This window comes from Mesorhizobium yinganensis (assembly GCF_040081985.1).
In the GTDB taxonomy this organism is placed as follows: domain Bacteria; phylum Pseudomonadota; class Alphaproteobacteria; order Rhizobiales; family Rhizobiaceae; genus Kumtagia; species Kumtagia yinganensis.
Map to the genome: position 1 here is coordinate 119,607 of NZ_JBEBMH010000002.1, position 25,166 is coordinate 144,772.

Annotated in this window: 25 protein-coding genes; 19 read left to right on the top strand and 6 right to left on the bottom strand. The window is 63.5% G+C overall.

All coding sequences use genetic code 11. The features are described from left to right. Positions 1 to 208 precede the first annotated feature (208 nt). Positions 209 to 2,509 carry a calcium-binding protein gene (locus tag ABMA59_RS04160; protein WP_349004050.1) on the top strand — a complete coding sequence of 767 codons (2,301 nt, stop codon included), beginning with the start codon at positions 209 to 211 and terminating at the stop codon, positions 2,507 to 2,509. 367 nt (positions 2,510 to 2,876) lie between these two features. Continuing rightward, on the top strand, positions 2,877 to 4,958 hold the full coding sequence (locus ABMA59_RS04165) for a beta strand repeat-containing protein (RefSeq protein WP_349004051.1): 2,082 nt from the start codon (positions 2,877 to 2,879) through the stop codon (positions 4,956 to 4,958). 98 nt (positions 4,959 to 5,056) lie between these two features. On the opposite strand, the gene ABMA59_RS04170 is transcribed toward ABMA59_RS04165, so the two are convergent. Next, a complete protein-coding gene (locus ABMA59_RS04170; RefSeq protein WP_349004052.1) occupies positions 5,057 to 5,194 on the bottom strand; it encodes an EncA/B family entericidin in 138 nt (45 codons plus the stop codon). 57 nt (positions 5,195 to 5,251) lie between these two features. On the opposite strand from ABMA59_RS04170, the gene ABMA59_RS04175 reads away from it, so the two are divergent. The 13 genes from ABMA59_RS04175 to ABMA59_RS04235 all read left to right on the top strand — a co-directional run bounded on the left by ABMA59_RS04175 (position 5,252) and on the right by ABMA59_RS04235 (position 15,872). Next, on the top strand, positions 5,252 to 5,872 hold the full coding sequence (locus ABMA59_RS04175) for a DUF1638 domain-containing protein (protein ID WP_349004053.1): 621 nt from the start codon (positions 5,252 to 5,254) through the stop codon (positions 5,870 to 5,872). Positions 5,873 to 6,208: 336 nt separating this feature from the next. Continuing rightward, positions 6,209 to 6,790, top strand: a complete 582-nt coding sequence (locus tag ABMA59_RS04180; protein WP_349004054.1) for a DUF4893 domain-containing protein — start codon at positions 6,209 to 6,211, stop codon at positions 6,788 to 6,790. Positions 6,791 to 6,938: 148 nt separating this feature from the next. After that, complete coding sequence (locus ABMA59_RS04185; RefSeq protein ID WP_349004055.1) at positions 6,939 to 7,586, top strand: exopolysaccharide biosynthesis protein; 648 nt, start codon at positions 6,939 to 6,941, stop codon at positions 7,584 to 7,586. Beyond that, positions 7,574 to 8,350: a formyl transferase gene (locus tag ABMA59_RS04190; RefSeq protein ID WP_349004056.1), complete on the top strand. Its 777-nt coding sequence runs from the start codon at positions 7,574 to 7,576 to the stop codon at positions 8,348 to 8,350. The genes ABMA59_RS04185 and ABMA59_RS04190 overlap by 13 nt, the downstream gene beginning before the upstream one ends. Before the next feature lie 136 nt (positions 8,351 to 8,486). After that, entirely contained in the window at positions 8,487 to 8,789 is a 303-nt protein-coding gene (locus ABMA59_RS04195) for a virulence factor (RefSeq protein ID WP_349004057.1), read from the top strand. Then, positions 8,782 to 9,432 (top strand): methylenetetrahydrofolate reductase C-terminal domain-containing protein, encoded by a 651-nt coding sequence (locus ABMA59_RS04200; RefSeq protein ID WP_349004058.1) that lies wholly within the window; start codon positions 8,782 to 8,784, stop codon positions 9,430 to 9,432. The genes ABMA59_RS04195 and ABMA59_RS04200 overlap by 8 nt, the downstream gene beginning before the upstream one ends. Beyond that, the gene (locus ABMA59_RS04205; RefSeq protein WP_425475870.1) at positions 9,432 to 10,529 is read left to right on the top strand and encodes a methylenetetrahydrofolate reductase; all 1,098 of its coding nucleotides are present in this window, start codon (positions 9,432 to 9,434) and stop codon (positions 10,527 to 10,529) included. Before ABMA59_RS04200 ends, ABMA59_RS04205 begins: the two co-directional genes overlap by 1 nt. Before the next feature lie 69 nt (positions 10,530 to 10,598). Further along, a complete protein-coding gene (locus ABMA59_RS04210) occupies positions 10,599 to 11,570 on the top strand; it encodes a methyltetrahydrofolate cobalamin methyltransferase (RefSeq protein WP_349004060.1) in 972 nt (323 codons plus the stop codon). A 58-nt stretch (positions 11,571 to 11,628) separates the two neighbouring features. Further along, a complete protein-coding gene (locus ABMA59_RS04215) occupies positions 11,629 to 12,252 on the top strand; it encodes a Uma2 family endonuclease (protein ID WP_349004061.1) in 624 nt (207 codons plus the stop codon). 44 nt (positions 12,253 to 12,296) lie between these two features. Next, a complete protein-coding gene (locus ABMA59_RS04220) occupies positions 12,297 to 12,605 on the top strand; it encodes a hypothetical protein (RefSeq protein WP_349004062.1) in 309 nt (102 codons plus the stop codon). Continuing rightward, positions 12,602 to 14,674 carry an ASKHA domain-containing protein gene (locus ABMA59_RS04225; protein WP_349004063.1) on the top strand — a complete coding sequence of 691 codons (2,073 nt, stop codon included), beginning with the start codon at positions 12,602 to 12,604 and terminating at the stop codon, positions 14,672 to 14,674. The genes ABMA59_RS04220 and ABMA59_RS04225 overlap by 4 nt, the downstream gene beginning before the upstream one ends. A gap of 4 nt (positions 14,675 to 14,678) precedes the next feature. Continuing rightward, positions 14,679 to 15,416, top strand: a complete 738-nt coding sequence (locus tag ABMA59_RS04230) for a class I SAM-dependent methyltransferase (RefSeq protein WP_349004064.1) — start codon at positions 14,679 to 14,681, stop codon at positions 15,414 to 15,416. 270 nt (positions 15,417 to 15,686) lie between these two features. Then, positions 15,687 to 15,872 carry a hypothetical protein gene (locus ABMA59_RS04235; RefSeq protein ID WP_349004065.1) on the top strand — a complete coding sequence of 62 codons (186 nt, stop codon included), beginning with the start codon at positions 15,687 to 15,689 and terminating at the stop codon, positions 15,870 to 15,872. Between the two features lie 53 nt (positions 15,873 to 15,925). On the opposite strand, the gene ABMA59_RS04240 is transcribed toward ABMA59_RS04235, so the two are convergent. Both ABMA59_RS04240 and ABMA59_RS04245 read right to left on the bottom strand, forming a co-directional pair. Continuing rightward, positions 15,926 to 16,825: a LysR substrate-binding domain-containing protein gene (locus tag ABMA59_RS04240; RefSeq protein ID WP_349004066.1), complete on the bottom strand. Its 900-nt coding sequence runs from the start codon at positions 16,823 to 16,825 to the stop codon at positions 15,926 to 15,928. Positions 16,826 to 16,839: 14 nt separating this feature from the next. Continuing rightward, positions 16,840 to 17,061, bottom strand: coding sequence for a hypothetical protein (locus ABMA59_RS04245; protein WP_349004067.1), 222 nt, complete (start codon positions 17,059 to 17,061; stop codon positions 16,840 to 16,842). On the opposite strand from ABMA59_RS04245, the gene ABMA59_RS04250 reads away from it, so the two are divergent. The 3 genes from ABMA59_RS04250 (at position 17,054) to ABMA59_RS04260 (ending at position 18,933) form a co-directional block, all read left to right on the top strand. Then, positions 17,054 to 17,239, top strand: coding sequence for a hypothetical protein (locus tag ABMA59_RS04250; protein ID WP_349004068.1), 186 nt, complete (start codon positions 17,054 to 17,056; stop codon positions 17,237 to 17,239). The two genes, ABMA59_RS04245 and ABMA59_RS04250, sit on opposite strands and share 8 nt — an antisense overlap. A gap of 340 nt (positions 17,240 to 17,579) precedes the next feature. After that, a complete protein-coding gene (locus ABMA59_RS04255) occupies positions 17,580 to 17,720 on the top strand; it encodes a hypothetical protein (RefSeq protein ID WP_349004069.1) in 141 nt (46 codons plus the stop codon). 187 nt (positions 17,721 to 17,907) lie between these two features. Further along, positions 17,908 to 18,933, top strand: a complete 1,026-nt coding sequence (locus ABMA59_RS04260; RefSeq protein WP_349004070.1) for a GlxA family transcriptional regulator — start codon at positions 17,908 to 17,910, stop codon at positions 18,931 to 18,933. Positions 18,934 to 18,951: 18 nt separating this feature from the next. Here the strand turns inward: ABMA59_RS04260 and ABMA59_RS04265 are convergent, their stop codons facing one another. Then, positions 18,952 to 20,037 (bottom strand): Gfo/Idh/MocA family protein, encoded by a 1,086-nt coding sequence (locus tag ABMA59_RS04265; protein ID WP_349004071.1) that lies wholly within the window; start codon positions 20,035 to 20,037, stop codon positions 18,952 to 18,954. Between the two features lie 390 nt (positions 20,038 to 20,427). Between ABMA59_RS04265 and ABMA59_RS04270 the strand changes: the two genes are divergently transcribed. Next, a complete protein-coding gene (locus ABMA59_RS04270; protein WP_349004072.1) occupies positions 20,428 to 21,402 on the top strand; it encodes a hypothetical protein in 975 nt (324 codons plus the stop codon). Positions 21,403 to 21,566: 164 nt separating this feature from the next. Here the strand turns inward: ABMA59_RS04270 and ABMA59_RS04275 are convergent, their stop codons facing one another. Then, the gene (locus tag ABMA59_RS04275) at positions 21,567 to 22,403 is read right to left on the bottom strand and encodes a DUF1194 domain-containing protein (RefSeq protein ID WP_349004073.1); all 837 of its coding nucleotides are present in this window, start codon (positions 22,401 to 22,403) and stop codon (positions 21,567 to 21,569) included. Positions 22,404 to 22,504: 101 nt separating this feature from the next. After that, the gene (locus ABMA59_RS04280) at positions 22,505 to 25,066 is read right to left on the bottom strand and encodes a GcvT family protein (protein WP_349004074.1); all 2,562 of its coding nucleotides are present in this window, start codon (positions 25,064 to 25,066) and stop codon (positions 22,505 to 22,507) included. Between the last annotated feature and the right edge of the window lie 100 nt (positions 25,067 to 25,166).

Here is a 25,166-nt window from a genome sequence, read left to right on the forward strand (position 1 = left end):
GCGTAACGCCTTCCCCCAACGGCCAGGCCGGCGGCCTTGGAGTTGGTCTCTTCGGGGGTCGTGCCCCGTTCCGGCGTTAGGGGTGTAACGCCCGATCAGGTCAGCGGAACAACTATATAAGCACAATATAATATAAGAATAATGCTTGAAGGAGAAGGTTCGCCAGGATAGTTTTACAAATGACTACATATGCGGGAGGGGCACAAACGTGGCGAACTTTACTTGCGCCAAGAGTCGGGATCTGGCCTATATAACAAATTTGGGACCGCCCGGCGACGGCGTCGACATGGGCGAGTTGCCCTTCAAACATCTGCGTCCCGCCGACTTCCAGACGCCCCAGGTGTCCTATTCCGACGATCAGGTAGAATACCAGTACGGATATGGAGGTTCTCCGTTCGGAAGACTTTGGACGTTTGACGGCGACTTCCAGTTCGATCTGGACGAGGCGACGTCCGATGTCGTCGACGTCACCGGCACGGTGAAACAACTGAAATATAGAACCGATATCCATGAACCTACCGATCCAGGGGGCAAATACTGGACGGAATATTCGATAAGCGGTTTCAGCGTGGACGTCTCCGACTTCCAGGCGCTGAGCGCTTCGGCGCTGACCGCTCTCATTTTTTCCGGAGACGACAACATCGTCGGCACCTCCTATGACGACGTGCTTCTTGGCTTCGACGGCGCGGACGTGATCAAGGCGGGGCTCGGCAACGACGAGTTGGACGGCGGGCTTGGCGCCGACATCATCTATGGCGGGCATGGTGCCGACACCTTCCACGTCGACGATTCCGCCGATCAGGTCATCGAATATGCGGGGCAAGGGCCCGACGCCGTGTTCGCCAGCGTAACCTACGCGCTTACCGCCGGCAGCGAAGTCGAGCTTCTGACCACAAGCGACAAGGCGGCAACGGATGCGATCAACCTGACCGGCAACGAGTTCATCCAGACCATCGAGGGCAATGCCGGCGTGAACCAGCTCAGGGGCGGCGGCAGAGGCGACGAGCTGCTGGGCCTTGGCGGCGACGATCTGCTTTACGGCGAGGACGGCAGCGACGTGCTGATCGGAGGCGCCGGTGCCGACTATCTGAATGGCGGCTCGGGCACGGATTTCGCGTCCTATGCCACCGCAACGGCGGGCGTGGTCGTCGATATGGTGGCCCCCGCCAGCAACAGCGGAGATGCCGCCGGAGACACCTTCGTCTCCATCGAAGGCATCCGCGGCTCGGGTTTCGACGACGAGCTGTTGGGCAACGCGGCAGCGAACCGGCTGGACGGCGGTTCGGGGGCGGACCGGCTCTACGGCCTCGACGGCGACGACCTGCTGACGGGAGGCGGCGGCGGCGACCTTCTCACCGGCGGATGGGGAACCGACACCGCATCCTATGAGACGTCCGGCTACAACGGCGTGATCGTGGATCTGTTCGACCCCGGCAACAATGCGGGAGACGCCACCGGAGACGAGTTCAGCTCCATCGAGAACGTCCGGGGATCGAATGGTGACGACGTTCTCTATGGCAATGCCAGCGCAAACCGCCTTGAGGGCGGCGAAGGGGGCGACCGCCTCTTCGGCCGGGAAGGCAATGACTGGCTGATGGGCGGCAACTGGATCGATCGCCTCTTCGGCGACACCGGCGACGACATTCTGGAGGGCGGCAGTTTCGAAGACTATCTCAGCGGCGGCGCCGGTTCGGACACGGCTTCCTACGCAACAGCCGGCGCGCGCGTGGTCGCCCAGCTTCTGACCCCCGCCAACAACGAAGGCGATGCCGCGGGCGACACCTACAATTCCATCGAACACATCATAGGGTCCGACTTCGACGACGGCCTTGTCGGCACAGCCGGAGGCAACAAGCTGGACGGCGGCAAGGGCGCCGACCGCATCTTCGGCATCGACGGCAACGATATTCTGACAGGCGGCGAAGGCGCCGACTATCTCAGCGGCGGTCTCGGCACCGACACCGCCTCCTATGCCGCGGCCGCCGCGCGCGTCACCGTCAGCCTTGCAAACCCGGTCATCAATACGGGAGATGCGGCCGGCGACACGTTCAACTCCATCGAGAACCTGACCGGCTCGGCCTTCGACGACTATGTCTACGGCAACAGCGCCGCGAACGTGATCAAGGGCGCAGCCGGCAACGACATCGTCAAGGGTTATGCCGGCAACGATACCCTCAGCGGCGGCTCCGGCGCAGACATCTTCGTGTTCAATTCGGCGCTGAACGCCGCGAGCAATGTCGATACCGTCACCGACTACGACGTGGCCGCCGACACGATCTGGCTCGACGTCCGGTTCTTCGCCGCCCTTTCCACGGGAACACTGGCAGCGGCGGCCTTCCGCAAGAACGCCACCGGCCTCGCGGAAGACGCCGACGATCGCATCGTCTTCAACACGGATACGGGCGAACTCTTCTACGATGGCGACGGCAACGGTGCCAGCGTATCGACCCTGTTCGCGAAACTCACCGCCGGATTGGCGCTGACCAACGTCGATTTTGTGACGATATAGCTCCGGTCCCGTCCTTAGCGACCGTTTGGAATTTCGTCACGGCGCATCGCGAAGCACAAGAGCATCGCGACGCGGCAGGATGCCGTTCTTGCGGCGCTCTCGAAGGAACTTCCAAAGGATCTCTGATATTCAGCCTTGATCGATCAGCTTATTTCCGAACGGTCGTTCTGCTGTCTTTTTGGTCCAGACTGGATTTCCGTCGCATATCGGCGTATCCTATAAACATCTGGAACAAGCATGGGCCGTTGAACACGGCCTGAATGCAACGCCGGGCCAGCCGGCACTATCGGACAGCTTATCGCGTCCGACTTCCAAAACGGGGCATACATCTTCGCACTGAAATGATCTTTCATTTCAAGGAGGAAACATGCCTGTTCTCAATGTAGACGTCACAACCGACTTCTCTGCGGACAACCTCGTCGACATAGACGAGATCATCTATGGCGATGGCGCGTCCATCTTCGCGACCTTCGACAGCGCCCAGTTCGGGGTCGGCAAAATCTCCGACGCCGTCGAGGTGACCGGAGGCGCGGGCACCAATTTCCTGCGGGTCGACCTGTCCGCCGCCGGTACGTTCTCCGCCCTGGACTGGACGCTCACGAACTGGACCGGATTCGACCAGGTGCAGATTTTCGGGACCGTCGGCAACGACGAAATCCACGGCACCGATGGCCGAGACCAGATCGGCACGCTTAGCGATGCCGGAGGCATCGACGAGTTGTTCGCGTATGGTGGCAACGATATTCTGCGGCTCGCCGGCGGAGTGGGGGCCGGGTCGATTTTCGACGGCGGAGCCGGAACTGCGGATGGGCTGTTGATGACCTCCTCCGACGACTACGACTTCACCGGCACGACGATTGTCGATGTTGAGCAAGTCGAGTTTTTCAAGGTCAGCACCGCCACCTTCAGCGACGACCAGATCGGCGCCGGCGGAATCGCGCAGGTGATCGGCAGCAAGACCGATCAGAACACATTGACCGTCGAGGGTTCCGGCACGGACTTGAGCAACATCTTCTTCTCGACCTGGGGCCGCTCCGACCAGACGATCCTGCTCGACGGGGAAATATTCGTAGCCAACACCCTGGTTGGATCGAGTGCGAACGACACCATCAACGGCGGTTCGCTTGCCGACACGCTGGAGGGCGGCGGCGGCACCGATCTCATGTTCGGCAACGACGGTGCGGACAAGTTCGTCTACCGGTCGGGCAGCGACCTGGTGAAAGGCGAGGGAGAGGCGGTCATCGGCGCCGCCGGCACCGACACCGTGCAACTCGTCAACACCGGCTCGATCGATTTCTTCGAGGCGGTCTTCAACGGCGTCGAGCAACTCGCCTTTCAGTCCGGCGTCAGCAGCGCCCGTTTCGGCTCCGAGGCGCTCGGCGATTTCGACAAGGTGACCGGGGGCGGTTCGGTGGATACTCTGACGGTAGACCGCACCGGCGCCGGCCTGTTCGACCTGTCAAAGCTTGCCTTCTCGAACTGGGCGAACGGCACCGACATCATAAAACTCAACGGCACCAATGCCGGCGAAATCATCATCGGGACGGTCGAGGACGACATCATCGACGGCAAGGGCGGCAACGACACCATGTCGGGCGGCGCTGGCGATGACGTCTTCCGTGTCGGTCAGGCCGGAGACGTCATCGACGAGGTTGCCGGCAAGGGCGACGACCGGGTCATCGCCACCGTCAGCTACGCGCTGAATGCCGGGGCTTCCGTCGAGCTTATGACCACCAACAGTTCCGGCGCGGTGACAGCGATCCACCTCACCGGCAACAGTTTTGCCCAGGAGATCGCCGGAAATGCCGGCGAAAACACGCTGCATGACGGCGGCGTCGGCGCTTCCGACACCCTGAGAGGCTTCGGCAGCAATGACATCTACCGGGTGTTCAACACCGACGACGACATCATCGAAAGTTCGACGCAAGGGACGGAAGACCGGGTGATGGCCGCCGTCGACTACACGCTCGACAAAGGCGTGTTCGTCGAATTGCTCACGACCAACGGCTCGACCGGCACGTCGGACATCGACCTCACCGGCAACGAGATTGCCCAGGAAATCCTCGGCAATGACGGCGACAACCGTCTGGAGGGCAAGGGCGGCAGCGATACGCTGCGCGGCTTCGATGGAAAGGACAGTTTTGTCTTCGCTTCCACGATCGGCGCCGCCAATGTCGACACCATCGTCGACTTCGTGGTCGTCGACGACCGTTTCCTGCTTTCGGACGCCATCTTCACGGCGCTCGACACCGGCACCCTGTCCGCGGCCGCCTTCCGGTCGAACGCGACCGGGCTCGCCGAGGACGCCAGCGACCGCATCATCTACGAGACGGACACCGGAGAAGTCTATTACGACTCGGACGGAACCGGCGGAGGCGCCGCCGGCATCCTGTTTGCCATCGCCGACACCGGCCTGGCGCTTACCAACATGGATTTTTCCGTGGCGTGAGCGAAGCGAGTTGGCCGGATGCCCCCAAGGCATCCGGTCGCCGACACAAAAAAGCCCCGCTGCCGGGGCTTTTTCCAATCAGGCCGCGTGCGAGAGGGTCATTGAACCGTGTCTTCGACCGCGTTGACGGTGCCTTTGACGTCCTTGCCGACGCCGCGGACGGTGTTTGCGCAGGCCGAAACGGCGAGCGCGCAGGCGAGCAGGACGGCGAGCGATGCGATGCGGGTCGATGTCATAGTGGCTCCCTCTGGTGACAAGTGCTAGACTTAACCGTTGAAGTTCAAACAAGTTCCATGCCGGCGAAGCAAAACATCCAGACACAACCCGTCGACCGCGTCCTCGTGATCGCCTGCGGCATGCTGGCGCGCGAGGTCCTGGCGGTGAAGGCGCAGGGCGCGCTCGACCACATGGATCTCACCTGTCTGCCCGCCGAGTATCATTTCCGGCCCGACCGCATCGCGCCCGAGATGGACAAGGCCATCCTTGAGGCCAAGGCCGAAGGCTACCGCCACATCTTCGTCGGCTACGGCGATTGCGGCACGGGCGGCATGCTCGACCGTGTCATTGAAAAGCATGGCGTCGAGCGCATGGCCGGCCCGCACTGTTTCGCTTTCTACCAGGGGGCTGCGGCCTTCGAGGCGGAGGGCGACCGCGACATGCTTGCTTTCTACATGACAGATTTCCTCTGCCGGCATTTCGACAGCTTCTTCATGAAGCCGCTCGGCCTCGACCGGCACCCCGAACTGATCAAGGATTTCTTCGGCAACTATGAGAAGGTCGTCTATCTCGCCCAGACGAACGACCCGGCATTGGACAAGGTTGCCGAGGATGCGGCGAAACTGCTCGGCCTTGCCTATGAGCGCCGCTTCACCGGCTACGGCGACCTGGTCCCTGCCCTGTCGCGCGTCGCGTGACCGCTCCAGACCATCCATCGCGATGCGGGCAGTCATCCCCGTTCTCGACCATCGCCCACCTCGCTTCGGGATCATATCCGAATCTGGTGAGCGCGACAGGTTGCTGGCACGTCCTAAGACGCTCCGGTCAGGCCGATGGCATCGCAGGACACGGTTTTGGCAAGTTCCCGCCCCCCTGCGTCAGGGCGGCAAGACGGATGAAGCGGCTCCGGACAGGCAACCGCTTGAAAACACATATTCTTTTGAACTTGCCAAGGCTTTCTGCTCGCTTGGCTTCGCGGCTTGCCTACGCTCCGGCCATCCAGCTAATCCTTTGATATAATGTGGAAATTGACGATGAACCGACGCGCCTCCCTCGCCGCCGCGGCCGCTCTCGCGCTGCTCTGCGCCCTGCCCGCCTTCGCCACCGGCGAGATCGTCAATTTGATCACCGCGGCCGACAAGAAGCGGCTCGACGAATACGCCCAGACCCGGCTGGCCGCGTTGGCCGAAGCCCGAAAAGGTCAGCCCGCCGACGTGGCGGTGCTCGATGCCCTGGTCGCCAAGCGCATGATTTCGTTCCAGGATTTCGACATGACCGGCAACTGGCAGTGCCGCACCATCAAGGCCGGCGGCCTTGCCGAGCTTGTCGTCTATGGCTGGTTCAAGTGCCGTGTCACCGACAACGGCTCCGGCTGGATGCTGGAAAAGCTGTCAGGCTCGCAGCGCACCGCCGGACGTTTCTTCGACGACGGCGCTAAGCGATTGATTTATCTGGGTTCCGGCTTCGTCGCCGGCGAGCGGATAAAGCCCTATGGCAACGGCCCGGAAACCGATCAGGTGGGTTACGGCTTCCGCACCGGCCCTAGCGAATGGCGCATCGAATTCCCCGCGCCCCATTATGAATCCAAACTCGACATTCTTGAATTCAAACGATAATCGCGAAACCTGTTGCGGGAATTCCGCCGCTGGCCCACATTCGGTCTGGGAACATCATACCGTCATCGAGACTTAACTCCTCCATGAACAGAATATCTTGCTTGCACAGGGGCTTGCGGGCATTGGCACGGGCGGCATGAGAGCGGAGATGAATGGTTTCGAGACCGGTCAGACAGGCGGCGCGCCGGTCCGCCGGAGGCCGCGCCGGCTTTCGCAACTCTTCGCCCAGCTCGCGGCCAACGCCAAGGACCGCGTCACCGTCGCCAGCATCCTGGACGCGCTCGGCGACCGCAGCTTTGCCGCCCTGCTGGTGCTGTTCGCGGTGTTCAATCTCATTCCCCTGCCGCCGCCCTCCTCGGCAATCCTCGGCCTGCCGCTGCTGGTGGTCGCCGCCCAATTGACCTACGGCAGCAAGCGGGCCTGGCTGCCGAAATTCATGGCGGAAAAGTCGATCTCGGCCGAACAGTTCCGCTCGATCATGGACCGCGTGATCCCGAGGCTCGTGCGGCTGGAACGGCTTATCCGGCCCCGCTACTGGCCGTTCTGGCGCCGGCGCGGAGACCGGGTCATCGGCCTGATGGCGGTGGCGCTGGCCGTCATCATCATCCTGCCGATTCCGTTCGGAAACGGATTGCCCGCCTTCTCCGTCGCCCTTCTCGGCCTCTCGCTTTCCGAACGCGACGGCATCCTTTTCGCGGTCGGAAGCGGTGTTGCCGCAGCCTCTGTCGGCGTCGTCGCGCTCGTCTTCGGCGCCGCGCTCGCCGCGGTAAAGGCCGTCCTCCTGTGGATATTCTGAACCCCACGCCGCGCCGCGTGGTCATTGTGACCGAGGGCGGGCTTCACATATGGGGCATCGTCAACGCCATCGCCGCGCATTTCGGTCCGCCGATGGTGATCCTCGAACAGCCGGAATCGAAATGGGCGATCCTGAAACGCCGGGCGCGGCGCCAGGGCTGGATCTCGGTCGCCGGCCAGATCGGCACGATGGTCATCATCCGCACCTCGAAAGTGCTTTCGGTACGCCGGCTGGCGGGCCTCGCCGCCGAAGCCGGTTTCGACGCCACGCCGCCGCAAAAGGTCGTCGACGTTCCCTCGGCCAACAGTCCGGAATTCATCGCAGCCCTGCAAAAGGCCGAGCCCGAAGTGGTCCTTCTCGCCGGCTGCCGGCTCCTGAAACGCGAGACCTTGGCTGCAATGCCCTGCCCGGTGCTCAATTATCATGCGGGCATCACGCCGAAATACCGCGGCATGAATGGCGGCTACTGGGCGCTGGCAACTGGCGACTCCGAGAATTTCGGAACGACCGTCCATATGGTCGATGCCGGCGTCGACACGGGCGAGGTGCTGCACCAGGCACGCGGAAAACCCTCGAAAGGCGACACGATCGCCACCTATGCGCTGACGCAGGCCGCCTTCTCGCGCGACGTCTGTGTTCGCGCCATTGACGATGTGTTGACCGGTAAGCCCGCAACCGTTCAGCCAGACATGCCCTCGAAACAATGGTACCATCCGACGCTTTGGCGTTATTTGTGGACAGGCCTGACGCACCGCGTTTGGTAGGATTCGCGGACCCGGTTCACATCGCTGATTTGCGACACCATGCCCTGTCGCTTTTGAAGGCCCGCGCGTCGTCTGATGAGAAGCGGGATTTCCCGCGTTCCGGCAATGCTCCGACAACAGCAAACACAGGGTTTTCATGGCCGACCTCATCGTCGTCTACTGGCGCGACATTCCCGCCCAGATCATCGTCAAGCGCGGGCGCGCCAATGCGAAGCGCGAACTGCCGCTGCGATTCACGGAAGCCATCGACATGGCGGCGATGCGCTCGGGCGCGGCAGAGACCGACGCCTATCTGGCGGAATGGCGCAAGGCCGATCCGGTGCCGGTCGGCGACGATCTCGAGGCCGAGGCCGACAAGGCGGCGGCCGAATTCGATGCGAAATACGACCGGGAGCGGCTGGTCGCTCTCGCGAAATCCGGCGGCAAGGAAAATGTCTGATACCCAGCCGAACTCGACCACAGCCAAAGGCCCCGCGAACGGCACATCCATCGTGCCGCCTTCCGCCTCCGGCGGAGTGACCCAGGCGACCATCGTCAAGAAAACCGCGCCGAAAAGCGACTACAAGCCGGCCGACGTGTCGCCGCAGCGGCGCGTCCAGCGCTCCTATTCGGTGCGGTTGTGGTCGATCCGCCATTCGCGCCTGCTCGAATGGTTTTATGCCCGCTTCGCCGACATGTTCCTGATGCTACATCCGCTGTGGAAGGGCATCGGCTACGGCCGCGTCGAGGCGCCGGTGAAATTCGTCGAGAAACGCGTGAAGGGGCTGATGTTCGACTGCCGCATGTGCGGCCAGTGCGTGCTGTCCTCCACCGGCATGTCCTGCCCCATGAACTGCCCGAAACAGCTTCGCAACGGTCCCTGCGGCGGCGTACGCGCCAACGGCAATTGCGAGGTCGAGCCGGACATGCCCTGCGTCTGGGTGAAAGCCTGGGAAGGCTCCCGCAACATGGTCAAGGGCGACGCCATCCTGACCGTCCAGAAGCCGGTCGACCAGTCGCTGCGCGAGACGTCCGCCTGGCTGCGTGTCACCGCGCGCGCCGCCACCGAACGCGAACAGGCCAAGGTGGGAGCATCCGCGTGATCGACAAACGCCCTTTGCAGCGCGACGAAAACCCGGCAGGCATCCATCTGCCGCTGGAGCCCCTGCCCGGCCACACCTCCCGCGGCCGGCTGGAGCGTGTGCTGCGCCGCGGCGAGTTCGCCGTGACCACCGAACTCAACCCGCCCGACAGCGCCGATCCGGAGGACGTCTACAACCGGGCAAAGGTGTTCGACGGATGGGTGGACGCCATCAACGCCGTAGACGCATCCGGCGCAAACTGCCACATGTCCTCAGTCGGCATCTGCGCGCTGCTCACCCGCATGGGTTATGCGCCGGTCATGCAGATCGCCTGCCGCGACAAGAACCGCATCGCCATCCAGGGCGACGTTCTCGGCGGCGCGGCCATGGGCGTCGCCAATATCCTCTGCCTCACCGGCGACGGCGTGCAGGCGGGCGACCAGCCGGGCGCCAAGCCGGTGTTCGACCTCGATTCCATGTCGCTGCTCGAAACCGTGCGCATCATGCGCGACAATGGAAAATTTCTCTCGGGCCGCAAGCTGACCACGCCGCCGCAGCTTTTCCTCGGCGCCGCGATCAACCCCTTCGCGCCGCCCTATGATTTCCGTCCGATCCATCTCGGCAAGAAAATCGCCGCCGGCGCGCAGTTCGTGCAGAGCCAGTATTGCTTCGATGTGCCGATGTTCAAAACCTTCATGCAGAAGGCGCGCGACCTCGGCTTCACCGAAAAGGTCTTTATCCTGGTCGGCGTCGGCCCGCTGGCGTCCGCCAAGACGGCGAAGTGGATCAGGTCGAACGTGCCCGGCATCCACATCCCCGACGCCATCATCAAGCGCCTCGAAGGCGCCCAGGACCAGAAGGCCGAAGGCAAAAGGCTCTGTATCGACATCATCAACGAGGTGAAGGAAATCCCCGGCGTCTCCGGCATCCATGTGATGGCCTACCGCCAGGAGGAATATGTCGCCGAGATCGTCGACGAATCGGGCGTGTTGAAGGGCCGCAAGCCGTGGCAACGCGAGGCGCGGGCTGACGACCAGCTCGTCGCGCAGCGGCTCGATCACATCCTTCACGACAACATTACCGAAACGCAATCGGAGCTGGTGAAAAGCGCGCATTGACCGCGCGCCACCGATTGATCCAAACCAGATAACGATATAAAGAAGTCTTTATATCACGAGGAGAACTTCATGACCCGCACCATCGTCGCCTCGGCGAGCCGCGAAATCGTCATCGGCTTCGACCAGCCCTTCTGCGTGATCGGCGAACGCATCAACCCGACCGGCCGCAAGAAACTCGCCGCCGAAATGTCGGCCGGCAATTTCGAGACGGTGATCAAGGACGCGATCGAGCAGGCGGCCGCGGGCGCCACGATGCTCGACGTCAATGCCGGCGTCACCGCCGTCGACCCCAACGCCACCGAGCCAGCCCTCCTCGTGCAGACGCTGGAGATCGTGCAGCGGACGGTGGACCTGCCGCTGTCGATCGACTCCTCGGTCAGTGCCGCCATCGAAGCCGCGTTGAAGGTCGCCAAAGGCCGGCCGCTGGTGAATTCGGTCACCGGCGAGGAGGAGAAGCTGGAGGCGATTCTGCCGCTGGTGAAGAAATACAACGTGCCGGTGGTGGCCATCTCCAATGACGAGACCGGCATTTCGATGGATCCCGACGTACGTTTCGCGGTCGCGAAGAAAATCGTCGAGCGCTGCGCCGATTTTGGCATCCCCGCGCACGACGTCGTCGTCGACCCGCTGGTCATGCCGATCGGCGCGCTGGGCGACGCCGGCCGCCAGGTATTCGCGCTGCTGCGCCGCCTGCGCGAGGAACTGAAGGTCAACACCACCTGCGGCCTGTCCAACATCTCTTTCGGCCTGCCGCACCGTCATGGCATCAATGCCGGCTTCATCCCGATGGTGATCGGCGCCGGCATGACCTCCGCCATCATGAACCCCGTGCGTCCGCAAGAGATGGAGGCGGTCCGCGCCGCCAACGTGCTCAACGGCACCGACAGGGACTGCATGAATTGGATCAAGACGTACAAGGACTTCAAGCCGGGCGAGCACGCCGCTCCGCCGCCGGTCGCCGTTGTCACGCCGGGCGCGGAAGGTGCTGCCGCCGGCGGGCGCCGCCGCGGCGGGCGCGAGGCGAGGATGGCGCGGGGGTGACGCAAAGCTTCTGCAAAGATACTATGGGTTTGTCAGCGCTCGGAGTGGGTGCACGCAGATGACCATCGCTCAAAAACAGCGGAAATGGACCGTCGATGAGTTCCTGGCCTGGCACGAGCACCAGGAGGAAAAATACGAGCTCGTCAACGGCATTCCCGTTCTGAAGCGTACGCCGGTGGCGGTGACGCTACCGGGAGATACCGCGCCGACGATGATGACCGGCGCCAGTCTGCGACATAACAAGGTCGGCAGCAATTTGTCCCGCGTGGTCGGCAATCAGCTTAGGGGCGGTCCGTGCAACGCATTCTCAAATGACGCAGCCGTTAAAACGGCGGCCGATCATGTCCGCTATCCCGACTTGGTGGTCGATTGCGATACAAGGGTGGATCAAGGCTACATCTTAGAACGGCCAAAACTTGTCGTTGAGATTTTGTCTCCAACAACCAAAACCTTCGATCTGGCCGGGAAAATCACCGAGTACTGGCAGTTGCAGACGCTGACCCACGTGCTGATTATCGATCCTGAGAAACTGCGCATTCAGCTTCACACCCGCCACTCCGGCGAAGCACCGACAGTGCGCATCTTTTCCGATGGCGACGACACCTTTGATATCCCGGAGATCGGCGTAACTCTCACGCTCGCCGATATCTTCGAAGGCCTCGCGCCGATCGCAGAGCAGTAATCGGCGCGGCAACCTCAACGCATGTCGACCCCATCGTTGGCACCATGTTCAAAGACCATTTGAGAACGATTGTGATCGCCGTGCCGATTGTCTTAATCGCGAGATATGCTCTGTTCCGCGACAAGGCCGAATTTGCGCTATTTTTTGCTGGCCTCAAAACCTTTGTCGCGCCTCTGATAATCGGGTTCTCGATCGTGGCTATTGGAGGCCTCCTGTATTTCGCCTCAAATAAGGTCGACCACGCGAGACAGATGGTAGTTGGGAGAATCTTTTTCTGGATCAGCTCGACAATACTGGCAGCCGCGTTTGCGGCCGTGTTTGTTAACGCGAAATTGACTCCGACAGGCCAATGAACGCTCCGCTCAATCCCACCGATCCCCTCGTCCTGTTCATGCCGTCCGGCAAGCGCGGGCGCTTCCCCGTCGGCACGCCGCTGCTCGATGCCGCGCGCTCGCTCGGCGTCTATGTTGAATCCGTCTGCGGCGGGCGCGCCACATGCGGCCGCTGCCAGATCGAGGTGCAGGAAGGCAATTTCGCGAAACACAAGATCGTCTCGTCGCTCGACCACATATCGCCGCGCGGGCCGAAGGAGGAGCGCTACGACCGTGTGCGCGGCTTGCCCGACGGCCGCCGCCTCTCCTGTTCGGCGACCGTGCAGGGCGATCTCGTCGTCGACGTGCCGCAGGACACCGTCATCAACGCCCAGGTGGTGCGCAAGGCCGCGACTGACCGCGTCATCGAGCGCTTCTCGGCGGTGCAGATGTGCTACGTCGAGGTCGAGCAGCCCGACATGCACAAGCCCACCGGCGATCTCGAGCGGCTGAAGGCCGTGCTCGAGAGAGACTGGGGTTGGAAGCACCTGCGCGTCGCCCAGCACTTGATCCCCGAGGTGCAGAAGATCCTGCGCAAGGAAAACTGGGCGGTCACGGCGGCCATCCACAAGGACATGGAGTTTTCGCGAGCCACGCTGATCGCGCTTTATCCCGGCCTGAAGAACGAGGCCTACGGCATCGCCTGCGACATCGGTTCGACCACCATCGCCATGCATCTCGTGTCGCTGCTGTCCGGTCGCGTCGTCGCCTCCTCCGGCACGCCGAACCCACAGATCCGCTTCGGCGAGGATTTGATGAGCCGCGTCTCCTACGTCATGATGAACCCGGACGGCCGGGAAGCGATGACCAAGGCGGTGCGCGACGCCATCAACACGCTGATCGGCAGGGTGTGCGAGGAAGGCGGCGTCGACCGCCATGACATCTTCGACACCGTGTTCGTCGGCAATCCGATCATGCACCATTTGTTCCTCGGCATCGACCCGACCGAACTCGGCCAGGCGCCGTTCGCGCTCGCCGTGTCGGGCGCGACGCAGGGCTGGACGCACGAGATCGGCATCGAGGTCAACCGCGGCGCGCGCTACTACACGCTCCCCTGCATCGCCGGCCACGTCGGCGCGGATGCCGCCGGCGCGACGCTCTCGGAAGGCCCGTACCGGCAGGAAAGCATGATGCTGCTGGTCGATGTCGGCACCAATGCCGAGATCGTGCTCGGCAACAGCGCGCGGGTCGTCGCCGCCTCGTCTCCCACCGGCCCGGCCTTCGAAGGCGCCGAGATATCATCCGGCCAGCGTGCGGCGCCCGGCGCCATCGAGCGGGTGCGGATCGACCCGGAAACGCTGGAGCCGCGCTACAAGATCATCGGCACCGAGCAGTGGTCCGACGAAGCGGGATTCGACGACGCATCCTGGACCACCGGCGTGACCGGCATATGCGGCTCCGCCATCATCGAGGTCGTGGCGGAGATGTATCTCACCGGCATCATCTCGGAGGACGGCGTCATCGACGGCGCGCTTGCCGCGACAAGCCCGCGCATCATCCCGAACGGCCGCACCTTCTCCTACCTGCTGCGCGAGGGCCGCACCGGTGAGCCGCGCATCACCGTCACCCAGAACGACGTGCGCGCCATTCAGCTCGCCAAGGCCGCGCTTTATGCCGGCGTCAAGCTGCTGATGGAGAAGCAGGGTGTCGACCGGGTGGATACCATCCGTTTCGCGGGCGCCTTCGGCTCCTTCATCGATCCGAAATACGCCATGGTGCTCGGCCTCATCCCCGACTGCGACCTGTCGGAAGTCAAGGCGGTCGGCAACGCCGCCGGCACCGGCGCGCTGATGGCGCTGCTAAACCGCAACCACCGGCGCGAGATCGAAAAGGAAGTGGCTCGGATCGAGAAGATCGAGACCGCGCTGGAGCCGCATTTCCAGCAGCTCTTCATCGACGCCATGGCGCTGCCGAACAAGGTCGACCCCTTCATCAAACTCGCCGGGCAGGTGAAGCTGCCGCCGCGCAAGGTGGTCGAACAGGCCTCCGGCGACGGCGCCCCCCGTCGCCGCTCGCGCGAGGAACGGACGGCGCGCCGAGCGCGGGAATGAAGGCGTGACGATCGATCTCGCTCCTTACGATTTCGTCGACTTCGGCTGTTCATCGGGAGGCTCCATCAAGTTCGCGATGGAGCGGCTTGGCGGCGTCAACGGCGTCGGCGTGGACCTCGATCCGGTGAAGGTAGCTGCCACCCGCGAAAAGGGCTTCAATGCCGAGCTTGCCGATCTGACGCTGCCGATGTCCTTCAAGGGCAAAGCACGCTTCTCGTTGATCGCGCATGTGCTGGAGCACATTCCCTCGCCGAAAATCGCCGGACAGATCCTGCGCACCGCCGCTTCCATCAGCTCGGAGTTCGTGCTGGTCCGCCAGCCCTGGTTCGACAGCGACGGCCCGCTGGCCGCGATGGGCGTCAAGCTCTACTGGTCGGACTGGAGCGGACACACCAACCATATGACGACGCTGGAGATGTATCTGGCGCTGAAGCCGCTCTTCGTGAAGAAGCTGATCTCGAGCTTCACCATCTTCGGATACCGGCGGATCAGCCATACCGCGTCCGACCGGATCGTGCCGCTGGACGGTCCGATCAACCGCCATCATTATGCGGCCGAGATTGACGGTCCCAAGCCGGAGGCCGACCTCCCCTTCGACTGTTTTGACGAACTGGTGGCGCTGATCGGGGTCAGCCCCTCCTACGACGCGGCGCGTCTTCCGCCTTACTTCCGCGACGCCAAGCCGATCCTCGCGCTGCCCGTTCCGGCAGCGGCCGCGATCGCTCAGACCTTGCGGAAATAGGTCCAATCCCGCTTTGCGCGGCCACGCTTCCTGCCCGCCTCGCCGCCGCTCGCGCGAGGACCGCGCCGCCCGCCGCGGCCGGGAATAGATCGCGCAACACAATATTGCGCCGCACAAATTCATTTGCATACGAATGTTTCCGCAAACCGGTATTTGCTGAAACGAAGGCGCATTCGGGCGCAATCGGGCAGAAACAAACAAACGGCATACCTCCGCTCGCGATCGGCTTCCCGGATGGTCCGGCAGCCGCGACACGCAATGGAGATGGAAATGTCGATACTACATGATATCGGCCGGTTTGGCGCCGCTCTCCGCATGGCGCGCCGCACCCGGCTGGCGATCCGCGAGATGAACGCGCTTCCCCCGGAACTCCAGAAGGACATCGGCTGGCCCGCCAGCCCGGAGTCGCGCATGGCGACCAACGTCCGCAACACCTACCTGGAAGCGCTGCGCTAGCCTGAAGGCGGGATCGGCCGCGTCCGATGCTTGGCCCGATCCCGCTGCCGCGGTCAAAACTTGCCCGTTTCGCGAAACACCTCGAACGTCGCGCGCATATGGTCGGCCACCGCCTTCACCGGCGCGCTGGCGTCGGGCGAGACGATCATCGCAAGACTGTAATTGCCGATTTCCGGCATGCCCTGCTTCGGGCCGAGCTCGACCATGTCGTTGCCGATGAATGATTTCGGCAGCGGCGCGACGGCAAGGTCTGCGAGAATGGCGGCGCGCTGGCCGGCCGTGTGGGCGCTCATATAGGCGATGCGGTAGTTGCGGCCCTCGCGGCCAAGCGCTTCCAGCGCGCCGGCCCGCCAGACGCAGCCCTCTTCCCACAGCGACACGGGCAGGGGCTCGCGCATGTGAGCACAGCCGCCCTTGGCGCCCGCCCAGACGATCGGCTCGGTGAGCAGCACTTCCGCGCCGATCGCGCTGGTCTTGTAGGAGTTGGTGAGCAGCGTGATGTCGAGGGCACGGTCGTCCATGCGGCGGCGCAGATTGATCGACTGGTCGATGGTGACGTCGACCGCGATCGACGGATGCGACTGGGCAAAACGCTTCAGCACGTGGGGCAGGACGCGCTCGCCATAATCATCCGGCGAACCCAGCCGCACCACGCCGACAATGTCGGGCACGATGAATTTCGACACGACCTCGCGGTTGATGGCGAGCAGGCGGCGGGCATAACCCAGCAGCATCTCGCCGTCGGTGGTCAGCGCCACCGAGCGCGCGTCGCGGGTGAAGACCGAGCGGCCGAGCACGTCCTCGAGCTTCTTGATCTGCATCGACACGGCGGAGGGCGTGCGGAACACGGCGGTGGCCGCGATGGTGAAGCTGCCGGTCTCGGCAATCGCCACGAAGGTGCGCAGGACGTCGAGGTCGAGCAGCGGAAGCGGGTGATTGAGCGGGGCGTTCATCGGCGTCTATCCATTCAAAAAAACTGATCGGAAGCATCATTCCATTTCGTTTGATTGAACATGACGCAAGGGCCATAGTCAACAGCATGGAAGGCGGCAAACTTGTCATCCTGACAATTGCCGCCGACCGAAGACCGGAAATGGAAGTTTGACGGATCGCGCGCCGGATGGGCCGGTGTGCGCCAACGGCCTCGCTTTGCCGCGCGGCCACAATTTGAGGAGGACAATATGTCCATCTTTTCCGCCATAGGCCATCTGGCCCACGAATACAGCGTCGCCCGCGCCCGCTATCTGACCGAGCGCCAGGTTCGCGCCCTGCCCTACGAGGTCCAGAAGGACATCGGCTGGCCGGACGCCAGCGAGCGGCAGCCTTCCTCGCGCATCGCCGTGGGGTCCTGGGCCGGAGGCCGCTGATCGTGAAATGTCCCGCGTAGACCCGCCGTCATCACCATGACGGCGGGTTTTGTTTTTTCGGACCGCCTGTTCTCAGCGCAGTCATGCTTGCCGCGCATGACGCATCTGAGCCAGCCGCATGGCTGATCACCGCCATTTAAAGGCAACTGATTTTGCTTGGCTTTTTGTAATTCCGCCAAACAAAGCCGCGGCTTCGATGTCGTTTTTTATATTGAGCGCTTCGCTTTTATTGCTGCACCGCACAGTGCAAATGCCTATATCAGCGGCATCAAACGAGATGCCCCACTCCTAAGCAGACCTAGCGAAGGCACCCCGTGTAACCACTGCATGGAGCCGTGTCATGAAACTGTTTTCCCGCCTTTTCCGCCGCAACCGCGAAATGAACCTGACGACCGCCCTGGAGCGCCAGCGGCTTGACCGCACCATGCCCGGCCAGTCCGGTGCGATGGCCGCGTCCCGCCTCGGTTTCGTGGTTCGCTAAGCGACTACCGCCGAACCAACCCGATCCGATCGAGCCGCGCCGGTTTCGTCCGCGCGGCTTTTTCGTCACCGTTTGCCGACTGGATGGGCCCGGTGTGCCGCAATGTCGCATTTTTTTGCATCACGCGGGTGCCGATCCATTGACAGCTTAAATTTTTCCTGTTGAGCCTATGCTGATAGCGACATTGATGTCGCATCCGCGCGAGGCTTGCTTGAACGCCGTCAAACATCCGATCAAACGGTCGCTTGTCTTCTTCCTCATCCCCGATTTCACCATGATCGCGTTCGCGACGGCGCTGGAGCCGTTGCGCTCGGCAAACCGGATGCTCGGCTACGAGGCCTACCGCTGGCGCCTCGCAAGCTATGACGGCAAGGCCGTCGCCGCCTCGAACGGCGTCGAATGCGCCGTCAACACGTCGCTGGAGGAGGAACGCCGCAAGATGGCCGGGCCTGAAAGGCCGTCCATGGTGGTGGTCTGCAGCGGCATCAATGTCGAGAAATACCAGAACAAGTCGGCTTTCGCCTGGCTGCGCGAGGAATACAACCGCGGCGTCGCCATCGGCGGGTTGTGCACGGGAGCGCATGTTCTGGCCGCGGCCGGCCTGCTTTCAAACAAACGCTGCGCCATCCATTGGGAGAACCTGCCGGGCTTCTCCGAGGCGTTTCCCAAGGCCAATGTCTTCGCCGATCTTTTCGAGGTCGACCAGAATATCTACACCTGCGCCGGCGGCACCGCGGCACTTGACATGATGCTGAAGCTGATCGGCGACGATTTTGACGACAACCTCGTCAACCGGGTCTGCGAGCAGGTCCTGACGGATCGTGTCCGCAGCCCGACGGACCGCCAGCGCCTGCCGCTTCGCGCCCGCCTCGGCGTGCAGAATGCCAAGGTGCTGTCGATCATCGAACTGATGGAGGCCAATCTTTCCGAGCCGCTGTCGCTGATCGAGATCGCCGACGATGTCGGCCTGTCGCGCCGCCAGATCGAGAGATTGTTCCGCACCGAGATGGGCCGCTCCCCCGCCCGCTATTATCTCGAAATCCGGCTCGACCGCGCCCGGCACCTGCTTATCCAGTCGTCCATGCCGGTGGTCGAGGTCGCGGTCGCCTGCGGCTTCGTCTCGGCTTCGCATTTCTCCAAATGTTATCGCGAGCTCTATTCGCGCTCACCGCAGCAGGAGCGCGTCGACCGCAAGCAATTGCTGGCGGCTTAATTCACAACATAGCTAGGCTCACTCCCGCTCGGCAGATTGTCCCAGCACCGTCTCGATCACCTCGAGCACGGCGATGCTTTCGCGCAGCGGCATGACGCTCGACTGCGCCGCGCCGGCCCGCACCGCTTCCATGACCGCCGCCGCCTCGAATTGAAGCCCGTTGCCGGGAAATGGGAAATGACCGACCTTGCGGCCGGGCAGCGGCAGTCTCGACAGCAGTTTTCCCGCCGCCCCCGAGGTCGGCCCCCTCGCCCCGACCAGCGGCAATCCGCTCATCCGCCCCTCGAACAGGGTAATCCGCTGCGCCTTGAGGAATGGCGCCTCGATACGGATCGCGCCACCTTCCCCGAAGATCATGAAACTGTTCGCGCCGTCGCGGTCGAAACCGCAGGCAAGCGTCGCCGTGGCGTTGGCGAAACTGAGTTCGAACCGGCAGCGCCGGTCTACGCCACTTGCGGCCGCCCACCAGCGGCCGGAAAATTTTTCCGGCACGCCGAGCATATGAATGGCGAGCGACAGCGGATAGACGCCGAGGTCAAGCGCGGACCCGCCGCCCATCGCCGGGTCGAAGAACCTGTCGCCCCGCGTCTCCTGCCTGCGATAGGCAAGTTCAGCCTCGATATGCGTGACCTCGCCGATGACGCCGGACGCCAGCATGTCATGAACCGCCTGCACCGCCGGCAGGAAGCGCGTCCACAATGCCTCCATGGCAAAGCAACGGTTCGTGCCCGCCAGATCGGCTATGCCAGCCGCGTCGCCGCTCAGCGTCGCCAGCGGCTTTTCCACCAGCACCGGCTTTCGGGCGCGCAACGCTTCCTGCGCCTGCGAAGCGTGGAGCATGTTCGGCGTCGCCAGATACACCGCATCGATCTCCGGATCGGCGAGCAGGGCGGCAAGTGTTGGATGGAATCCAGCGGCGCCGCACGTCGCGATGAAATCCCGCGCGGCCCTTTCGCTGCGCGAACACACCGCGCCGATCCGCGCGCCATCGACATGGCTGAGATCGGCGGCGAACTGCCGTGCGATCGCCCCGGTGCCGACGATGCCCCATCTGAACGGCCGTGCCGGATCGATGTTTTGAGGATGGGCCGTTTCCTGCTGCATGGCGCGACCATACGCAGCCCCGCCTAAGAGAGGATTTACGGCCTGCAAAGTCCGTCGCTGCCTTCTCGCAGGCAGGCTCGGCCGGCGTCGCCAGCCCGATGCAATGGATGTCATCCGTGCGGCCGGACGAAGATCCGGCTCGGCGTTCCGCGACCCCGACCGATTTCCAGCGGCCTCAAAACGGGGATCACAAATTCGCCGCGACGCCGAAAATTTTCGCGGATGGCGGGCTGCAAGACCGCCAGGCCATTGTTTTTGCTCGACCTGCCGACTCCCCCCGGGCGTGCGAAACGCCGTCGCAAGCGATTGCAGTCCCCTCCCCAAAGACCTGCCTCATACTTGCCGCCGGTTTCCCAACACCGGTCATGGCGGTGGCGAAAGGCGGCGGCGATGGACGGAAGCACGGCAATCGAGAACAATCGCGTGGCACTGACACGCATCCTGGTCATGCTCGTCGCCATGGCCGGGATGAGCGCTGGGATGCCGGGCGCTGGGGGCCTTGGCGTTGGGAGCCCAGGCGCTGGGGGCGCTGGCGGCGCCGGCGCTGGCGGTCTTGACGCTGGCGGCGGTGGCAATGGGGGCGGTGGCAATGGGGGCACTGGCGCTGGGATGCCGTGCGCTGGGGGACAGTTTACTTTCTTTCCGCGGAAGGGCGCTGCCGCTTCAAGGCAGGTGCTGGCGGAAAAAAGTAAACTGTCCCCGGCACTTACCCTCCCCCGCCATCTCTATCTCGCCATCCTGCGGCTGTTGCGTCCGGCCGAAGCCGCCGCGCGGCGCCTCATCATCGCGGCGGCGCGCGGGATCGTGGTGGTATTGCCGCCGCTGCGCCCGCGCAAGCCAAAGCCCACGACGTTGCGAGGTCCTCGCGCCTTCCTGCCAAAGGGCCCGAAGAAACGTCCCAAGCCCGCTCCGCGCGCTCTCTCGCTGTCGCTGCTCGATCCGCCGCGGCGTCTGTTCCAAATCCCGCGCCGCGCTGTGCCGGCCCACGCCGCTCCGCGCATCCTGGGCCTCGATTTCTATGCAACCTACCGGCCGCTGCCGCCTCCGCCGTCGCCCGACGATCCGATCGATGCCATGCGTCTCGGCCAACGCCTTGCGGCGCTCACCGCCGCACTCAACGACCTGCCGGGCCAGGCACAACGATTCGCCCGTTGGTGCGCACGACGCGACGCCGCTGTCGCGCGGGACGGTCCCGCCGCCTGCCGGCGCGTCTCGCCGCTGCGGCGCGGCCGTCCGCCTGGCGGCCGGCTGTCCCGCTATGATCCCGTCGCGACCCTTCCGCGAAAAATCCGCGAGGTCGACGAAATTCTTGCTCACGCCCACGCGCTGGCCGTCTACGCCCTGGATCGCCCCGACACGTCCTGACGGCGCCGCCCTTGCCGCATGCGAAAAGCCGAGAAGGACGACTCGCGCAGCTTTTTCGCGGCGCGGGACGATATGGGCTGTCTGTAAATACCGGAGTTGGTCTGTCGATGGAGCCGCTCTGCTTCACCTGGCGCTGCGACAGGGCGCACCCAAAGCGCAAGATATCAGCGAGAGTCCCACATGAACGACCGATCCCGCCACATTTTTTCGCCGATCATGCAGTCGTAGCCCTGCACATCCTGGGCGAGGATCACCGGAAAACCCTCGTCGGCCGGTGGCGGCTCGAAATTGTCGGCCAGTTCCAGCACCAGCTTTCGCCGGATCGCTTCGGGAAACTGTTCCCAGTCATTGACCGGGATCATGAACGATCCCGGCCCGCCGATCACGCAATTGGTATAATAGTTGTCGAGGTCCTTGACGTCGTAGACGCTGGTGAACCCGCCGCTGGTCATCAGCGGCAGTCCGTTGACGACGATGCCTTGCGCAACCGCGCTGTCGCGGCTGAGCACCACCGGGCCGCCCTGGTTGTTGGGCCCGTCGCCGGAAATGTCGATCACCCGCTTCAAGCTGCGGAACTGGCTCTCCGCAAAGAGATCGGCGCCGAACTCCAGTGCGCCGGAGATCGAGGTGCGCCGCGCGCTGTTGGGCGGATTGGCGCCAAGCTGCGCCACCACGCGCTCCGCGTCGGCGCGCGACGCGATCACCGTCCACGGCACGATCAGATGCTGCGAGGTCGCGCCGGCCCACTCGAAATAGGTCACAGCGATCTTGCCATAGGCGCCGTCGGCAATGGCTTGAAGCACGCCGTCGTCGGTCAGGGCCGCGGCGTAACCACGGCGCTGGATTTCCAGTTCCTGCGGCGACATGGAAAGCGACACGTCGACCGCCAGCACCAGCTCGACATCGACGACTTCCTGCGCCAGCGCCGGCCGGACGCAATGAGCGCCGAGAATTACGGCGGCGGCTGCGAGAATCTGTCCAGTGCGCAGGGAACGAGACATGACGTCAGGTTACGCGAAACAAACATCTTGAAAAGAAAGGCCGGAGGAAATCCCCCGGCCTGTTCTTCACAATTTCGCGACTAACGATGCTTGGTCGGCCGTCAACTTCTGGGCTTCAGATTTTCGGGATCGTAGAGCGGCTTATAGCCGACGCCGGCCACTTCGACCGGATAGGTGTCGCCGAAATACTCGACGCTCAGCTTGCGGCCTTCCTGGCAATACGCCCATGGCAGGTATGCGAGCGCGATGTTCCTCCCGAGGGTCGGACCGTAGGCGACCGAGGTTGTGAAAGAGCGGCGGCCGAGTTCGTCGACCAGCGTCTCGCCCGTGGCGGGGTCCATCACCGGCATCGAGCCGACGGGATAGCGGGCCACGCCCTTGGCGTCGCGGTTGTCGGTCATCACCAGCGTGCAAAGCATCGCCGGCTGGTTCGCCCGCGCCTTGTATTCCAGATGTTTCGCCTTGCCGCGGAAATCGGCCTCCTTGACCTTCGGACGGGCGAGGTCGGCTTCAATCAGATTGTATTCCGTCAGCAGATCGGCGTTCTGCAGCCGCAGGCTCTTTTCCATGCGGCGCGAGTTCGCATAGGTCTCGACGCCGAAGGCCATGACGCCGGTCGAGCGCAGCGCGTCCCAGACGGCCAGCCCGTCCTCGTAGCGCATGTGCAACTCCCAGCCCTGCTCGCCGACATAGGAGATGCGGAAGGCGGTAACATCCTTGCCTGCGATCCTGATCGGCTTGATCGCCGCGAAGGCGAAATTTTCCGCCGCGAGACCGGCGGTATCCTCGACGACCTTCTGCAAGGTAGCGCGGGCATTCGGTCCCCAGATGCCGATGGTCACAAACCTCTCCGAAACGTCGGTGACCGTCACGTCGAAGCCTTTGTCCTCGGCGACCCGCTTCACATAATGGAAGTCGCGCGGGCCGGCATCGGCGCCATCGACGACGCGGCAACTGTCGGCCATACGGATCACGGTGAGATCGGCGCGCACCATGCCCTGGTCATCGAGGAAATGGGTGTAGATGCCCTTGCCGATATTGGCGTCGCCGCCGATCTTCGCCGCGCACAGCCATTCCATCAACTCGACATGGTCGGGACCTTCGACGTCGAACATATAGAAATGCGACAGGTTGACGATGCCGCAATCCTCGCTCATCGCAAGATGCTCGGCATTGGAGACGCGCCAAAAGTGCCTGGCGTCCCATTCGTTCCCGCGCACCGGAATCCGGTTGCCGTATTTCTCCAGAAGATGCTCGTTGGCCTTGTAGCCGTGGGCACGCTCCCAGCCGCCGAGTTCCATGAAGTAGCCGCCGAGTTCCTTTTCGCGTTCGTAGAAGGGCGAGCGCTTGACGTTGCGGCCTGTCCCATAGGGCTCCCGGGGATGAACGGCGGGCGTATAGACCTTTTGCGCCGCCTCGCCGCAGCGCCCGGCGATGAAATCCTCCTTGAGCTGGTGCGGGTAGAAACGGGCGAAATCGATCGAGGCATGGTCGATCTCGGTGCGCCCGTCCGTCATCCAGTCGGCAACCAGCTTGCCATAGCCGGGGCCGTCCTTGACCCAGATGCCAACGGCGTACCACAGGCCCCTCACCTTCTGGCTCTCGCCGACCGACGAGCCCCCCGCGGCGGAGACCTGCAGCAGCCCGTTGAACGAGCGCCGCTCGTCATAGCCGAGTTCGGCCAGGATCGGCGTCAGTTCGATCGCCTTCTCCAGCGGCTCGAGGATTTGCTCCATGTCGAGATCGCGCTGCGACGGCGACAGCCGCGCCTGCTCCTTTTCCAAAAGGTCACGGGGATGGCAGAGGCGCGGGTTCTTCTCCTCGTAGTAACCCCACTCGATCATGCCGCCTTCCGAGGTCGTCGGGTCGCCGGTATCGCGCATATAGGCCGAGTTGCCCTGGTCGCGCATGAGCGGATAGCCGATCTCCTTGCCGGTGCCGGCGAATTCCGTATACGGCCCGAAGAACGTCAGCGGGTGGTCGACCGGCATAACGGGTAGGTCCTCGCCCGCCATCTCGGCGATCAGCCGGCCCCACAGGCCGGCGCAGACAACGACATGGTCGGCAAAGATGGTGCCGCGGTCGGTGACCACGCCCTTGATGCGGCCGTTCTCGATGATCAGCGACTTCGCCGGCGTGTTGGCGAAGGCTTTCAGCCTGCCGGACTTTTCGCCCATGTCGACCAGCTTGCCGGCGACCGTCTGCGAACGCGGGATGACGAGGCCGGCATCGGGGTCCCAGAGGCCGCCCTGCACCATGCTCTCCTCGATCAGCGGGAACTTTTCCTTGATCTCGGCCGGCTCTATCAAACGGGCGCGCGTGCCGAACGCCTTGCCCGACGTGACCTTGCGCTTGATCTCGTCCATGCGCGTATCGTCGCCGACGCGGGCGACTTCCAACCCACCGATGCGGTCGTAATGGCCGAGCTTGTCGTAGAAATCGATCGAATAAAGCGACGTCCAGCAGGACAGGAAGTCGTGGCTGGTCATGTAGCAGAAGTCCGACGCATGCGCCGTCGATCCGACATCGGTCGGGATGCCCGATTTGTCGATGCCGACGATATCGTCCCAGCCGCGCTCGATCAGGTGGTGCGCGACCGAGGCGCCGACGATCCCGCCCAGCCCGATGATGACGACTTTCGCTTTTGCCGGAAACCCTGCCATTGCCCGCGATCCTGAAATGGAATTTCGCGCACACTATAGAGCCGCACGATCCGATTGCAGCCTGTTTGCGACATCGTCAAAAGGCGCCGCGACGAAGGCC